Source organism: Kineococcus glutinatus, assembly GCF_039542765.1.
Taxonomy (GTDB): Bacteria; Actinomycetota; Actinomycetes; order Actinomycetales; family Kineococcaceae; genus Kineococcus_A; species Kineococcus_A glutinatus.
On record NZ_BAABIL010000131.1, the window covers coordinates 1 to 14,111 of the forward strand.

13 protein-coding genes and 1 pseudogene are annotated in these 14,111 nt (G+C 75.1%); 7 read left to right on the forward strand and 7 right to left on the reverse strand.

The features are described 5' to 3' along the window. Positions 1–198 precede the first annotated feature (198 nt). Positions 199–852 carry a Crp/Fnr family transcriptional regulator gene (locus ABEB16_RS05890; RefSeq protein ID WP_345711334.1) on the reverse strand — a complete coding sequence of 218 codons (654 nt, stop codon included), beginning with the start codon at positions 850–852 and terminating at the stop codon, positions 199–201. A 125-nt stretch (positions 853–977) separates the two neighbouring features. Here ABEB16_RS05890 and ABEB16_RS05895 point away from each other — a divergent pair, with 125 nt between their 5' ends. Both ABEB16_RS05895 and ABEB16_RS05900 read left to right on the forward strand, forming a co-directional pair. Further along, entirely contained in the window at positions 978–1,160 is a 183-nt protein-coding gene (locus tag ABEB16_RS05895) for a hypothetical protein (RefSeq protein ID WP_345711335.1), read from the forward strand. After that, entirely contained in the window at positions 1,157–1,579 is a 423-nt protein-coding gene (locus tag ABEB16_RS05900; protein ID WP_345711336.1) for a PIN domain-containing protein, read from the forward strand. Before ABEB16_RS05895 ends, ABEB16_RS05900 begins: the two co-directional genes overlap by 4 nt. Positions 1,580–1,657: 78 nt before the next feature. Here ABEB16_RS05900 and ABEB16_RS05905 read toward each other — a convergent pair whose 3' ends face one another. Continuing rightward, on the reverse strand, positions 1,658–2,275 hold the full coding sequence (locus tag ABEB16_RS05905; RefSeq protein ID WP_345711337.1) for a hypothetical protein: 618 nt from the start codon (positions 2,273–2,275) through the stop codon (positions 1,658–1,660). A 107-nt stretch (positions 2,276–2,382) separates the two neighbouring features. Between ABEB16_RS05905 and ABEB16_RS05910 the strand changes: the two genes are divergently transcribed. After that, the gene (locus ABEB16_RS05910; RefSeq protein ID WP_345711338.1) at positions 2,383–2,961 is read left to right on the forward strand and encodes a GNAT family N-acetyltransferase; all 579 of its coding nucleotides are present in this window, start codon (positions 2,383–2,385) and stop codon (positions 2,959–2,961) included. A 282-nt stretch (positions 2,962–3,243) separates the two neighbouring features. Continuing rightward, the gene (locus tag ABEB16_RS05915) at positions 3,244–3,840 is read left to right on the forward strand and encodes an RNA polymerase sigma factor (RefSeq protein WP_345711339.1); all 597 of its coding nucleotides are present in this window, start codon (positions 3,244–3,246) and stop codon (positions 3,838–3,840) included. A 42-nt stretch (positions 3,841–3,882) separates the two neighbouring features. Here the strand turns inward: ABEB16_RS05915 and ABEB16_RS05920 are convergent, their stop codons facing one another. The 4 genes and pseudogenes from ABEB16_RS05920 to ABEB16_RS22850 all read right to left on the reverse strand — a co-directional run. Then, positions 3,883–4,746 carry an MBL fold metallo-hydrolase gene (locus ABEB16_RS05920; RefSeq protein ID WP_345711340.1) on the reverse strand — a complete coding sequence of 288 codons (864 nt, stop codon included), beginning with the start codon at positions 4,744–4,746 and terminating at the stop codon, positions 3,883–3,885. Between the two features lie 13 nt (positions 4,747–4,759). Continuing rightward, positions 4,760–6,136: a S8/S53 family peptidase gene (locus ABEB16_RS05925; RefSeq protein WP_345711341.1), complete on the reverse strand. Its 1,377-nt coding sequence runs from the start codon at positions 6,134–6,136 to the stop codon at positions 4,760–4,762. 218 nt (positions 6,137–6,354) lie between these two features. Then, positions 6,355–9,135 (reverse strand): ATP-binding protein, encoded by a 2,781-nt coding sequence (locus ABEB16_RS05930; protein ID WP_345711346.1) that lies wholly within the window; start codon positions 9,133–9,135, stop codon positions 6,355–6,357. A gap of 396 nt (positions 9,136–9,531) precedes the next feature. Further along, positions 9,532–10,299 (reverse strand): annotated as a pseudogene (locus tag ABEB16_RS22850) (hypothetical protein); the annotation flags it as partial. Between ABEB16_RS22850 and ABEB16_RS05940 the strand changes: the two are divergent. From ABEB16_RS05940 to ABEB16_RS05950, 3 genes are all read left to right on the forward strand, one after another. After that, positions 10,181–11,638, forward strand: coding sequence for a hypothetical protein (locus ABEB16_RS05940; RefSeq protein WP_345711342.1), 1,458 nt, complete (start codon positions 10,181–10,183; stop codon positions 11,636–11,638). The pseudogene ABEB16_RS22850 and the gene ABEB16_RS05940 sit on opposite strands and share 119 nt — an antisense overlap. Beyond that, on the forward strand, positions 11,638–13,209 hold the full coding sequence (locus ABEB16_RS05945; protein WP_345711343.1) for a hypothetical protein: 1,572 nt from the start codon (positions 11,638–11,640) through the stop codon (positions 13,207–13,209). Before ABEB16_RS05940 ends, ABEB16_RS05945 begins: the two co-directional genes overlap by 1 nt. A 138-nt stretch (positions 13,210–13,347) precedes the next feature. Continuing rightward, positions 13,348–13,836: a hypothetical protein gene (locus tag ABEB16_RS05950; RefSeq protein ID WP_345711344.1), complete on the forward strand. Its 489-nt coding sequence runs from the start codon at positions 13,348–13,350 to the stop codon at positions 13,834–13,836. Between the two features lie 27 nt (positions 13,837–13,863). Here the strand turns inward: ABEB16_RS05950 and ABEB16_RS05955 are convergent. Next, positions 13,864–14,111: TetR-like C-terminal domain-containing protein (locus ABEB16_RS05955; RefSeq protein ID WP_345711345.1), on the reverse strand; the 248-nt coding region annotated here is incomplete at its 5' end.

Consider the following 14,111-nt stretch of genomic DNA (forward strand, 5'->3'; position numbering starts at 1 on the left):
ACCCCGCCCGCTGCGCCCGCACCGCTCGTGGTCCGCACGGCCCGCTCCCCCCGCTGCCGCGGCGCCCCGTCGCGCCGTCCCCGACAGCGTCGGCCACCGGCGCCGGCGGCACCGTGCGGCAGCCGACGGCCGCAGCGTCGTGCCGCCGACACAGCGCCCGGTCCCCCGCGCCCCGCAGGAGCGGTCCGCGTGCGGCCCTCAGCGCGCCCGGCGCGCCAACCCCGCCGGGTCCAGCACGGTGAGCCGGCCGCGCTCCAGCGCCAGCAACCCCGCCTCCTGCGCCGAGCGCAGCACCTGGTTCGCCGTGGGCCGCGTGGTGCCCGCCATCGTGGCCAGCACCTCCTGCGTCAGCGGCACCGTGGTGCCCGGCGCACCGCCGCCGTACTCCCGCACCAGCGCCAGCAGCCGCCGCAGCACCCGCTTGTCGGCGGGCACGTACAGCGCCTCCAGCAGCCGGACGTCCTGCCGGCGCACGTAGTCGGCGACCAGGTCGAGCAGGAACCGGTCCAGGGCGGGTTCGGAGGCGCGCAGCGCCATGAGGCGCTCGCGCGACACCGCGAGGGTCTCGGCCGGTTCCAGGGCCGTCACCGTCGCCGAGCGGGTGGCGTCCGGGGACAGCAGCGACAACTCCCCGAACAGCGCGCCCGGCCCCAGCACCGCGAAGATGACCGTGTCGCCCAGCGGTGTCGTCACGCTCACGCTGACGTGCCCGGACAGCAGCGCGTGCATGCTCGCGGCCGGGTCGCCGGCGTGGAAGACGACCTCCTCGCGGCGGAACCGCCGCCGCTGCGCGCCGGTGAGCAGCCTCGCCCGCGTCCGCTCGTCGAGGCGGTCCAGCGCGGGAACGGGCACCCGCCCAGTCTCGCCGCTGCGCCGCCGCGCGACCAGGCCCGGTGTGCGGGGGCGGGCGCCGGTCGGGCGAGGTCGCGGTTCCGCGCCCGGTCGCGGACACCGTCGAAGCCGCCCTGCGCGCTGTCGTGGAGAAGGCGGAGGAGGACCGAGCGTGGAGCGAGCCGTGGAACCACGTCGACGCCGGCGGCTTCTCCGGCGACGCCCACCTCGAAGCCAGGCGTGAACACCTCGCCCACGAGCAGGCCGAGCTCGACGAGTACGCGCAGGACCCGAGCAGCACCGGCAGCGGCGACGAGGGCGCTGCGTGAGGTTCGTCCTCGACAACAGCGTCATCCAGCGCTTCGGCGAACCGCGTGTCCGTGACGTCGTGGAGGCGCTGCGGGCTGATCACGAGCTGATCATCTGCACGCCGACGTTGCTCGAGGTCGAGGTCTCCGCCCGCAACGAGGCCGACCACCTGCGGCAGTGGCAGCACCTCACCGCGGCGATGCGCGTGCTCCACGGGTCGGAAGAGGTGGACGTCCACGCTCGGGCCATCCAGAGCGGGCTCGTCGCCGAGGGGCAGCACCGCGGACCAGGACCGGTGGACGTCCTGGTCGCGGCCCACGCCGCCGTGGCGAAGGCGGCCGTCCTGCACCACGACCGCGACTTCGAGCTGATCGAGGAGTGCGCAGGCATCGCGCAGCGGTGGGTGCTTCCGCGTGGCACGACCACCTGGGGTGGCTGATCCGCGGGCAGGAGCTGGCGAACTCCGCCACGAGCACCGCGCTGGGCCCGGTCGACGGCGCCCCGGCGGCGACCGCGATCAGCGGGACGTCGCGGCGCGGGCGCCGAGCCAGTCGGTGAACCCCTGCACGTCGGTGACGCCGTCGTCGAGGACGGCCGTGTAGACGTCGTGGCTGGTGACCGTCGTGCCGTACCCGTCCCGCCCGGCCCAGGCGTGCTTGACGAGCAGGATCGCGTCGCGCGCCTGCGGGGTCAGGCGCGCCGGCAGGGACCGGACGTGCGCGAGGTCGGGCTGGCGGTCGGGCTCGTCGACGAACCAGATGTCCAGCCTCCACCCCGGCCGGCCGGGGGCGGCGTGGTCGAGGCGCAGGTACAGCCCGTCGGGGTAGCGCGCCGGGTGCAGGTTGAAGCGCCCGGTCTCCTTGCGGAAGAGGACCTCGCGCACGTCCGGCCGGGCGCCGAGGTGGGCCGCGGCGTCGACCACCGCCGCCGACGCGGCGGTCAGGTCGTCGCAGACGACGGTGACGTCGATGTCGCGCCACACCATGAGCCCCAGCCGTGAGCTGCCGACGCGGTGCGGTTGCCCGATCCGCCCGAGCAGGGCCGGCAGCCCCAGGTCCTCGACCACCTGGTCGGCCTCGGCCTGCAGGGCCTCCTGCAGCTGCCGCCGTTCCTGCGGCGTGCCGGTCGCGTCCACGCGTTCCTCCTCGCCCCGTCGGACAGCTCGGTGACCCTAGCCGGGTGGGCGCCCGGCGCCGTCCCGCCGGTCTGTCCGCACCGGCGGGGAGCTGGCACGATCACCGCGTGGCCGAGGGGCGGGGGGATCGACCGGGCGATCGCGTGGTGCTGACGCGGCGGCTGGTGCTGCGCCCGGTCACCGCGGCCGACGCCGAGGACGTGTGGCTCGTGCACCAGGACCCGCACATCGCCCGCTGGTACGCCGGGGCGTGGAGCCCGGAGCAGGCGCGGCGGTGGGCGCAGGAGGCGGAGGAGGCCTGGCGGCGGGACGGCGTGGGCAAGTGGCTGGCGCACCGGCGCGAGGACGGCGAGCTCGTCGGTCGCGGTGGGCTCTCCCGCACGGTGCTGCAGGAGCGGCCCTGCCTGGAACTGGGGTGGGCCGTGCGCACGCCCTTCCGGGGCGCCGGGTACGCCACGGAGATCGGCCGCGCCGGTGTGCGCTTCGCGTTCGAGGTGCTGGGTGCGCAGGAGGTGCTGTCGTTCACCGAGGAGCACAACACCGCCTCGCGCGCCGTGATGGAACGCGTGGGGATGCGTCACGTGGGGCGGGTGGTGCGCCCCGGCCTGGTGGAGGGGCTGGACGGCGTCCAGGAGTCGGCGCCCTTCGCGCTGTACCGCATCGAGCGGGACGCGCCGGGAGGTTAGTGACGGCCGGCTCCGGCCGGCGACCACGGCTCTCACCGCCCCACCCGCCGGGTGCGGTGTCCGTACCTGAAACCCCTTCCGCCCCACCCGTTCCACGAGCCCGCCCCGGGATCGTCACCGCCCGCCCCTACCACCGGGGAACCCGCCGCAGTGTTCGCAGGACGACACATCAGACGTCCTGCGAACGACTGAGTCGATCTCCCACCCCGGCACAAACTGAATTACTCGCGGCGGCGGGAACCGCCACCGCACCGACCGGGGCGAGAGGCACGGGGGGCAGTCATGGTGGACGCAGCAGCACCCGCACCACGTTCGGGGGACCACGACGCGCTGAGCGCGACCGACCTGCACGAGAGGTTGCGCAGCGGCGACGACGAGGCGTGGCGCATCATCCTCACCCGCTACCGACGCGTCGTGCTGGCCGTGGCGCGCCAGCACCGCCTCGGCCCGGACGACACCGCGGACGTGCTGCAGGCCACGTGGTTGCAGCTGGTGCGGTGCGTCGGCGACATCCGCGACCCGGCCTGCCTGCCCGGCTGGGTGCGCACGACCGCCGCCCGCGAGTGCCTGGCGGTGCTGCGCCGGCAGCGGCGTGAGGCCCCCGCCCCGGAGGTGGGGGAACTCGCCGTGAGCGTGCCGGACGACGTCGACGAGCGCCTCGACGCCGAGCGCTGGCACGGCGCCCTGCAGTGCGCGCTCGCGACGCTGCCGCAGCGGCAGCGGGCGCTCATCGACGCCCTCTTCGGCTGGCAGGAACTCAGCTACGCACAGCTGTCGGCGCGGCTGTCGATGCCGGTGGGCAGCATCGGCCCGATCCGCGCCCGCGCCCTGCGGCACCTGCGGGTGGTGCTGCGCGACGAGGTGGGGGTGCCGGCGTGAGGTGCGGCGGGCACTCCAGCGGGGGTTTCGGCGGCGGAGGGGTCAGCCGTCCTGGTCGGGGTCGCGGGCCGCACCGGTCAGCCACGCCCGGTACAGCTCCGCGCTGCGCGCCACCACCTCGCGCGCACCGGAGTCCACGCTGCGACCCGGCCACGCGCCGTGGACGCGGTCGTAGCTGAGGTCGTCGAGAGCGGCCAGCAGCCGGTCGAGGTACCGCTCCGGCAGCGGCAGCAGCATCGGGTAGCTGCGCATGAACGCGACCCGCCGCTCGCCCGGCAGCACCATGAGGGTGTCCCCCACCAGCAGGGCGCCGCGCCCACCGGCCGCCGCGGCGACGTGCAGCACGGCGCTGCCGGCGAAGTGCCCACCGCAGCGGACGAGCGTCACCCCGGGGGCTGGTTCGGCGCGGTCCTCCCACCAGCGGACGGAACCCTCCGGGCGCAGCAGCCAGCCGGCGTCGCGGCGCGGCACCCACCGCGGGGCGCCGGTGCCGTCCGGGCCGGGGAAGCGGGCGCTCCACTCGGCGTCGACCCCGCACAGGTGCGGGTGGCTGCGGGCGGTGGCGAGCAGCCCGCCGTGGTCGCGCACGAACCGGACGGCCTCGTCGTCGAGGTAGCCGGGCGGGTCCCACAGCACGCCGCCGCGCGGGGTCGTCACGAGCAGGCCGCGGTGGCCGATGCCGACCTGGGGGGTGACCGTGAGCTGGAACAGCCCGGGTTCCACCTCCGACCAGCTCGTGCGGTGCCCCTCGGCGGCCAGTTCCGCCAGGGACGTCCACTCCTGCCCCCCGGCGGGCACGAACTGCCGGTCGTCGGCGCAGATGCGGCACACCGCCGGCGGTTCGGCCGTCGGCGGGTGCTGGTTCGCGCAGGTGCGGCAGATCCAGGCCGTCGGGTCGCTGCTCACCAGGTCCCACCCGTCACGGGTTGACCACCGTCCCGAGGTTGGGGATGGCCCCGAGGCCGGGGGCGTCGATGAGCCGGGCCACGGCCTGCACCGGGGTGCAGCCGGTGAGCTGCACCTCCCGCGCGAGCCGGGCCGCGACGACGGGCGCGGAGAACGAGGTGCCGCTCCAGCGCGCCCAGCCGGTGAACCTGTCGGGGTCGGGCAGACCGTCGACGGCGGCCGCCGGGCCGTTGAAACCCGTGAAGAACGTGCTGACGAGCTCGACACCGGGGGCGCAGGCGCGCACCCAGGGACCGAAGTTGGTGAACGGCGCGGGACCGTCGGGGCCGATCGCCCCGACGCTGACGACGCCCGGGAGGGCGGCGGGGTAGCTGGGGCACCAGGTGGAGTCGTTGCCAGCGGAAGCCACGACGACCGTGGCCCGCTCGCGCAGCGGGGTGTCCTTCGGCGCCTTTGCGCCGCGCGGTCCGGGGGTGCGCTGGAGTGTCCGGATCACCGAGGCGACGGGGCCGATCTCGCGTTTCCCGACGTAGCCGCTGAAGGACAGGTTGACGAAGTCCACCTTCCCGACGAGGCCCTCGAGCGCCTTGGCCACCTCGAAGGCGTCCACGTCGCCGAGGTTGCTGACGACCTTGACGACGCAGACCTTGCAGTGGGGGGCATACCTGGCGACGAGACCGGCGATGAAGGTGCCGTGCCCCGCGACGGGGTCGAGGAACTTGTCGTCGTCGAGGTCGGGGTCGTCAGCATCACCGGCGTCGATGAGCCCGGGCAGGAGCGCCGCGGCGTCGGCGTCGCTCAGCACACCGGGCAGGAACTCCGCGTCCGGCCGGTACCCCGCCAACGCGAACCCGGTGTCCAGGATGGCCACGACCGGGGCGTCGTCGGCAGCCTGAGCCTTCTGCTGCGGGCCGAGGACGGGGACGGGGAGCGATGTGCCGGGCCGCGCGCTGCTGCGCCGCTTGCCGGTGCGCGCCCAGGTGCTCTCCTTCGGCAGCGCGCTGGCCACACCGAACGGGCACGGGTGCGACGCCATCGGGTTCGCGGGGTAGGAGCCCCATCCGAAGGGGTTCGCGGTGAACGGGTTCGCAGTGAACGGGTTCGCGGTGAACGGGTTCGCAGTGAACGGGTTCGCAGTGAACGGGTTCGCAGTGAACGGGTTCGCGGTGAGGACGGTGGACTGGTCGCTCGTGGGGTCGCCGGCGGCCGCGAATAACACCGCATTGGGTACCGCAGCGATCCCATCGGCGGACAGCTCGTCCGAGACGACCAACGGGTCGAAGTCCCCCATGAGACGGGTGAAACCACCGACCTCGCCGTCGATTGATACCTCGACGCTGAACAGCTCAGCGATCGCCTCCAGCGCCCGCTTGAGATCACGCGTCCGCACGAGAACTTCCCTCGGTCGGTACGCGATGCCCTCACTCGGCGAGTACGCCACCCGCTTCTCCCAGGACGCCGCATTTGGTCGCGGTTCTGACTTTCCGAGCTCCTGACCCAAGCTTTCGCCCTGCTCTTCGTGGGGTTCCGGCTGCGCGCTCACACCCTGCTCCGGCAGATCCACGTTCTCGATCCTCTCCGTCATGGTCCTCGTGTGGTGAGTGATTCTCATGAGGTGACCTGAGCAGCATCCTCGCTGGCCGCTCCGGGACTGCTACCCCGCGGCTTGGGAACGCCGTCCTCGAATGCCCGCGCCTCCGTGGATGTCGCCGCCTCCACGTCTGCCAGCACGCGCTCCGCGTCTCGCACCGCCTCTGCGACGTCGAGGACGTGGCCCGCCGCCTGCTGCGCCTCGAAGCCCGACGTGCCCAACCGACCCCGTGCGGAGGCAAGAGCCCGCTCGGTAACCTCTCGGTCCTCGTCGTAGAGCACGAGACCGCTCTCGCGCAGCATGTCGTCCGCCTTGGTGCCTAGCCGGACGACGGTTCCCCACACGTCGGGACCATCCCCTCCTTCGGCGGCGAGCCGGGCCGCGACATTGAGGGTGCAAGCCAGCATGCCCTGCTGACCGAGTTCGAGGGCCAGCTCCAGACAGGCGCGCTGGTGGCGGGCTGCGGCGGCCCAACTGCCGGCGCGCAACTCGATCTCCGCGAGATTGCCGTGGGCGTGCGCGAGCAGAACTTCGTCGCCCAGCTGCTCGCAGCACGAAAGCTCACCGGCGAACGCCTTGCGAGCACCGTCCGCGTCTCCCAGGCAGAACCGGGCGAACCCGAGGACGTTGTGCATCCGAGCCCGCCCACGCAGCGAGGGGTCGGCGGCTAGAGCACGCTCGGCCAGCGCCACCGTGTGGTCATAGCGACGCCGCCGGATCGCCAGCTCCCCTGCGGCCTTGTCGAGGCCGACGTCGTCCCAGTCCGGGGCGCCGGCGGACGTACGCAACGCGCCGGCCTCAGCCACCACCCGCTCGGCGGCGTCGAGCTCCCCGACGCGCAGGTGCAGGTCCGCCAGCGCCGTGAGCAGCGCGACCCGGGCCGGGGTGGCGGCCGTCAGCTCGGCGGCGAGCCGGGTAGTCTCCGTGACGCCCTCGCGGAGCTGCTGCACCGCCTCGTGGTACCTGCCGAGCACGACGGCCAGCTCCTGCGCGATCGCCCCGTCGCCGTCGCCACCGCCGGCCAGCTGCGCGACGACGCTGCGGACGTTGTCCAGCTCGGCGGCCACCGAGGACACCCACCGCTGCCCGCCGAGGTGCTCCGGACCGAGCCGGTCCAGGTACCAGCGGGCCAGCCGCCGCGCCGTCGCGCGCTGCTCGGCGGGTGCGGCGAGGGCGCGGGCGTGGTCGCGGACGGTCTGCAGCAGCCGGTAGCGGGTGCCGCCCGCGGTGGGCGCGGCCACCAGCAGGGACTTCTCCGCCAGCGACCACACCAGCTCCGGGACCAGGTACTCGTCGACCCCGCCGTCGGGGTCCCCCCCGAGGTCCCCCTCGTCGGCGGGGTCGCCGGCCACCGCCGCGGTGGCGGCCTCGACGCCGAACGCGCCGCCGAGGACCGCGCAGCGGGCCAGCGCCAGCCGCTCCTCCGCGGTGAGCAGCCGCACGCTCCAGTCGAGCAGGTCGTCCAGGGTGCGCTGCCGCCGCGGCTGGGTGGTGTCGCCGCTGCGCAGGATCCGCAGGGAGCGGCGGATGCCCGCGAGGACGTCCGCGGGCTGCAGCACGCCGATCCGCGCGGCGGCGATCTCCAGCGCGAGCGGCAGCCCGTCGAGGCGGCGGCAGATGTCGACGACGCAGGCCACCGCGGCGGGGTCGGGGTCGAAGTCCGGCTGCACGGCCCGGGCGCGCTCCACGAACAGCCGGACGGCCGGGGCGGCGAGCGCCTCGGCGGGTGCGACGTCGCGCCCGGCCCGCTCCGGCACGGCCAGCGGGGCCAGCCGCAGCAGCCGCTCGCCGGGCACGTGCAGCGGCTCGCGGCTGGTGGCGAGGACGTGGACGCCGGGGCAGGCCGAGAGCAGGTCGGCGACCAGCCGGGCGACCTCCTCCCGGTGCACCTCGCAGTTGTCGACCACCAGCAGGGCCCGCTCCCGGCGCAGGTGCTCCACGACGTCCTGCCACGGCTCGGCCCCCGGCACGCCCGCCACCCCGACGGCGACCGCGACCGCCGCGGCCACCGCGTCCGGCCCGGGCAGCGGCGCGAGGTCGACGAACCACACCCCGCCGGGCCAGCCGGGGACGGCGCGCTGCCCGGCCTCTACCGCCAGCCGCGTCTTGCCGACGCCACCGGTGCCGACGAGGGTGACCAGCCGCGCGGCGGGCAGCAGCTCCGCCAGCCGCGCCAGCTCGGCGTCGCGGTCGACGAGGGCGTCGAGCGGCCGGGGCAGGTTGTGCCCCTCGGCGGGCAGGGCGCGGACGGCGGGGAAGGTGCCGGGCAGGCCGTGGCCGGTGAGCTGCAGCAGCGGCACGGGGGCGTCGAAGTCGCGGACCCGGAAGCGCCCCAGCGGCGCCAGGGCGCCCGCGACGGCAGGGGAGGCGGCCGCCGCGGTGTCGGCGGTGACGATCACCTGCCCGCCGTGCGCGGCGGAGGTCACCCGCGCCACCTGGTGCACGGCGAGCGCCACGTAGCGGCGCCCGCGGGGGGCGGCCAGGCCGGTGTGCACGCCCATCCGGACGCGGAAGCGCATCCCCACCGGCCACGGTTCGCGCTCGATGCGGCCCTGGGCCTCGGCGCAGGCGGCGAGCGCGTGGTCGGCGCTGGCGAACGCGACGAGGGAGCCGTCGCCCTCCCGGTCCACCTCGACGCCGCGCCAGGCCGCCCAGGTGCGCTCCAGCAGCACGCGGTGGCGCTGCAGCAGGGCCGCGTAGTCCTCCCCGGCACGCCGCAGCAGGCGGGTGGAGCCCTCCACGTCCGTCATGACGAACGTGACCCGCCCCCGGGGCAGCGACTGCCACAAGCCGGGCACCCCGCCATCGTGCCAGCGCGCCCGGTGGCGGTCCAGCAGTTTGGGAGAACCGCCGGAACCCGGCGCAACCGCCGGACGGGTGATCCTCCACGACGCGGCGGACGGCTCCGGCCGGTGCTGCGCGGATGGGTCCGGCGACCGTCGCGGGTGGCGGCCCAGGCCCCGCCCGCACCCCTGGGGTCGCGGGCCAGGCGCAGCGCCAGGTCGACGCCGTCGCCGTCGAGGTCGGGTGCGGCCGCACCGGCCAGCGGGCGTTCGAGCAGGTCGGCGCCGGGCACGAGGGCGTACCGCATCCGGTGGGTGCCGTGGTCGGTCCCCGGGTCGGGGAAGCGGTGGGCGCAGATCTCGAACCTCGCCGGCGGGCCGGGCGATGCGCAACCAGGTGTTCTGCGGGTTCAGACCCTTCAGCGGCGTGCCGTCCCGGCGGTGCACGAGGGCCGCTGCGGAGAAACCCGGCCGGTCCACGGCGAAGCCCAGGTCGAAGACGGCCTCGACGGTGCGCCCGGCCCACGCCGCGGGAACGGTGCCGGTGACGTGGAACCAGCTCGTGCCCCACGCCGGCCCCCGGGGTTCGCCGAGGCCGCCGGGGTCGCAGGGCGCGGCGACGCCCTCGTCGACGGGCACGGTTTCACCCGGGGCGTGCCACACCTCGACGGCGAGGGGAACCTCCTCGCCGTGCACCGCCGGACGCAGCCGCTCCCGCAGCAACCGCTCGATGCGGCGCTCCACCTGGACGCGGTCGTCGTGCATGCGGGCTCCTCGCCGAACCGGTGGTGTCGAACCGGTGGTGTCGAACCGGTGGCGCCGAACCGGTGGCGCCGGTCCGCCGCGTGCGCCGTCGGCGGCGGCGGGTCCGGCAGCCGCGACGCCAGGCCCGGCGTGTCGGGGTGTCGACCACCGACCGCGCCGGTCGGCGGGATCCCCGCGACGCCCCGGAACCCCCGGTATCACCGACCCGCCCTCGGCGCTCTCCCCGCCGTGCGGACCACGACGGCCGCACCCCACCGGACCGGCCCCGAGGCCGCACCGACCGCGAGGAGATCCCGTGCCCACCATCGGCGAACTCGGCAAGACCCTCCTGGACAACATCGGCGTCGTCCTGCGCGGCGGCCCCGACCAGCCCCTGCCCCCGCAGACGTTCCTCACCTGGTGCCGCCCCGGCATCCCGCTGATGCCCGAAGACCTCGACTTCGCCGAGAACGGCATCTTCAGCGCCCAGACCGCCGAGGGGCAGAAGATGCTGGCGAACCACGCGTTCTCGTTCGCCAACCTCATGGACTACATCCCCAGCGTCGGGGCGAACTACGACAACGCCGCGCAGGAGGCGTCCTACGCCGCCAAGGGCGGCATGCGCCTCAGCGAGATGTACCACGAGATCCTCAAGGCGTCGAAGGTCGTGCACCACGAGCTCACCGAGGAGGAGCAGGCACGCCTCAAGCGGTGCCGGGACTTCCTGGAGACCACCACCAAGGTCCAGGACCTCATGTCCGGGGAGATGACGGAGCAGTCGCAGCCCTCCGCCGCCGTGCGGGCCTACGACAACGCCATGGCGGAGTGGCTCATCGCGCGGACCAACCGAGGCAACAAGCTGGCCGCCGCCCAGGCGGCCACCGGGGCCGCCGGCCTGCCCGCCGTCGCGGACTGGAACGCCAACCACGAGGTCTACGAGATGCAGCTCGACCTCGCCACCCGCAAGTGGGCCGCCGAGGGCTACCGCAACATGGTCGACCAGGCGCGGGCCATCATCGACCAGACCACCCTGCGCAACATGGCGCTGTGGAAGCAGTCCCTGCTGGAGCGCTACGCCAAGGGCCGCGTCGCGCACATCGACTCCGGCAGCACCTTCCCGTACACGACGCTCGTGCCCGGCAACGTCGCCAAGTCCCGCGGGTGGACGACCTACACGCACACCCACGAGCACAGGAGCATCTCCACCCACCAGGAGTCCACCACGTGGAACGCGGGCGCAGGCGTCGGGTTCGGCCTGTGGTCCTTCGGGGCGAACGCCAGCGGCGAGAGCCACGACATGGGGATCGACGTCAACACCAACAGCTTCACGCTGTCCGTGGAGCTGGCGCAGGCCGTCGTGGTGCGGCCCTGGTTCTACCCGGAGTTCTTCGTCAACCGCGGCTGGACCCTGCGCCCCGGCGACGGCTGGAACTTCGACGGGGTCCCCTCCGACGGCGCCAACCCGCCCAGCGGGCTGCTCGTCGGGTTCCCCACCCAGGTCATCCTGGCGCGCAACCTCACCATCACGTCGGAGGAGTTCGCCAGCTCCTACGACCAGGCGTCCTCCAGGGCCGGTGGGGGCGGCAGCGTCGGCTGGGGCCCGTTCCGCCTCTCCGGCGGCTACAGCCACTCCGAGAGCAGCAGCAGCCTCACCGTGGACCGCCGGGGCGCGTCGATCACGTCCAACGGCATGCAGATCCTCGGGTTCGTCAACCACATGCTCGGCAAGACGCCCGACCCGCTGCCGAGCATCCCCGCGACGGACTTCGCCTGATGCCCGGCGATCCGGGGGCGGTGCGGCCCGGGGTGGACACCCGGGTCGTGCTCGCCCTGCACGCCCTGGGGGTGCGCAGCTTCGCGGCCGGGCGCACCTCCGCCCTGCCGCAGCCGGCGACGGGTTTCTCCTTCGAGGACCTGCGGTTCTGGCCGGCGGAGGAGGCGGAGGACACCGGCCGGGCGGAGGCGTTCGCGCTGCTCGTCAACAGCCGGGTGCGCCCGCCGGTGGCCTCACCGGAGCCGAGGTTCCTCTGGGACGTCTACCGCGACGTCCTCGACCCGACCCTCGTCCGCCTCACCGAGCGCCAGCCCACCCCGCAGGAGCAGCAGCGCTACGACGCCGCGAAGGCGCTGCTCACCCCGCAGGTGCTCAGCACGTACTTCGCGTGCAAGCAGGCGCTGGGGACGGCGCTGCTCGAACTGGCCGCGACCCACGCGGCGCAACCCGACCTCGCCGACACCGCCGCGCAGGCGCAGTGGCGGGCGCGGGTGGTGGAGGCCGAGGCCCGCGCCGCCGCCGCACAGGCGGAGCTCGCCCTCACCGGGCGCTCGGGGGAGGTCACCGCCGCCCTCGCCGTCGTGGACTCCTGGGTCACCGACGCCGCCGCCGTCTCGTGGCTGGAGCACCGCGAGGAGTTCGGGCGGGCGGACATCGGCTCGCTCGACGGCACGGGCAGCTACTACCTCACCCGGTTCGTGCCGAGCGACGTCCTCGAGGGGCGGGGCTGGTCCCGCTTCGAGCTGCCCGGCAGCAGCATCGCCGAACTGGTGGCGGGGCTGCCGCCGGGGGTGGCGTCGCTGGGCGGGGACGCCGCCCAGGACGCGGGAGTGCAGAGCCTCACCGTGGAGCTGACGTGCGTGCAGGTGGTGCGGACGTGGTTCGACGCGGGGGTGCTGCGCTCACCGGCGTGGCGCTTCGCGGACGCCTCGCACCCGCGGGTGTCCGACGGCGCGGACCCGGCGAGCGGGGACTTCCCGTACCTCGTGACCGGGATGGTGCTGGCCCGCAACCTGTCCCTGCAACCGGCGCCGGTCGCGGGGAGCGGGACGGTCGCGCGGCCGGTGGAGCTCGGCTACCTCGCCCACGGCATCGAGCTGGCGCCGCGGCTGGAGCAGCTGCGGCCCGTCGGACCGGTGCCGCCGGAGGAACTCGTCCAGCTGCAGGTGCGGCCGATCGGTGAGGCGGTGCTGGACGCGGGGCCGGTGCTGGCGGCGCACCGGTTCCGGGCCGGCCCGGCGCTCGCGGCGCGGGAGGCGGTGGTGGGCGCGGACCTCACGGCCTCGGCGGGGTTGCTGCGGCGGCGGGACGACGTCGAGCTGCCGGAGCGGCCCGAGCGGCCGGTCCGGCCGTTCCCCCCCAAGCGGCGGCTGATCGACATCTCCCCGGAGCTGCGCAAGCGGCTGGTCGACATCGACTTCCCCAGCCCCACGCCGCCGATCATCGTGCGACCGGAACCCGAACCGGAACCGGTCCCGGCGCCCGGCGTGCAGGTGCTCGTGGGCGCGGAGGAGGCGATCGTCGTGGCGTACCTGCTGGAACCGGTGGGCGCCGCACCGGCGGCGCCGTAGGGGACCGCCGCCTGCAGGACCCCGCCCGGGTGCTCGCACGGCACCCGGGCGGGGAACCGCGGCACGGGCGGTCCCGGGGCGCACCCGCCCGGCGGTGGACGGCTCCCGTGCTCGACCACGCGATGAGGAGGATGCCTCGTGGAGACGTTGAACAGCGCGGCGGGGTTCGTGCCCCTCGTGGCGCTCCTGCTGTCGGCCGCGTCGATCGTCATCAGCACCGTCAACGTCGGCCGGCAGCTGGACAGGGCCCGCGACCAGGCCCTGGTCGCGCGGCGCGTCGCCGCCTACGGCGATGCGCTGACCGCCCTGACGGCGGGCATGACGGCCCTGACGAGCTGGGCGCACGGCCGCAGCGGCGGGGCGTCCGCCGACCGGCTGGACGAACTGAGGACCGGCACCGCGAGCGCCCTGGGGCAGGTGGCGTCGGGCCGCGAGAGCATCCGGCTCGTCGGCTCGCAGGAGGCCCTGGTGACGTACCGCGCCGCGGCCCGGGAGGTCTCGGAGCTGGAGCGGCTCTTCTCGCAGGGCATGGTCGGTTTCGACGACGAGATCTGGAGGTCGGCGCACGGGCGCTTCGCGGCGCGGCGGGAGGAGTTCATCGCGGCGGCCCGCGCGGAGATCAGGTGACGGGGACCGGACCCGCGGCGGCGCCGCTCACCGGGCCGGCACCGGCGCGCCCCACGAGGCCAGGGAGGCGGCGTAGGCCGTCACCAGCCGCTCGTAGCTGCGGTCGAAGTCCTGCGGCAGCCGGAAACCCCCGGCGTTCTCCAGCGCGACGAACCCGTGCAGCAGCGCCCGCAGGCCGCGCACGGCGTCCACGGCGTCCTCCTCCGCCAGCCCGAACCCCGCCAGCACCGACAGCACGTCCTGCACGACGTCCTCGGCGGCGGCGCGGTCGCCGG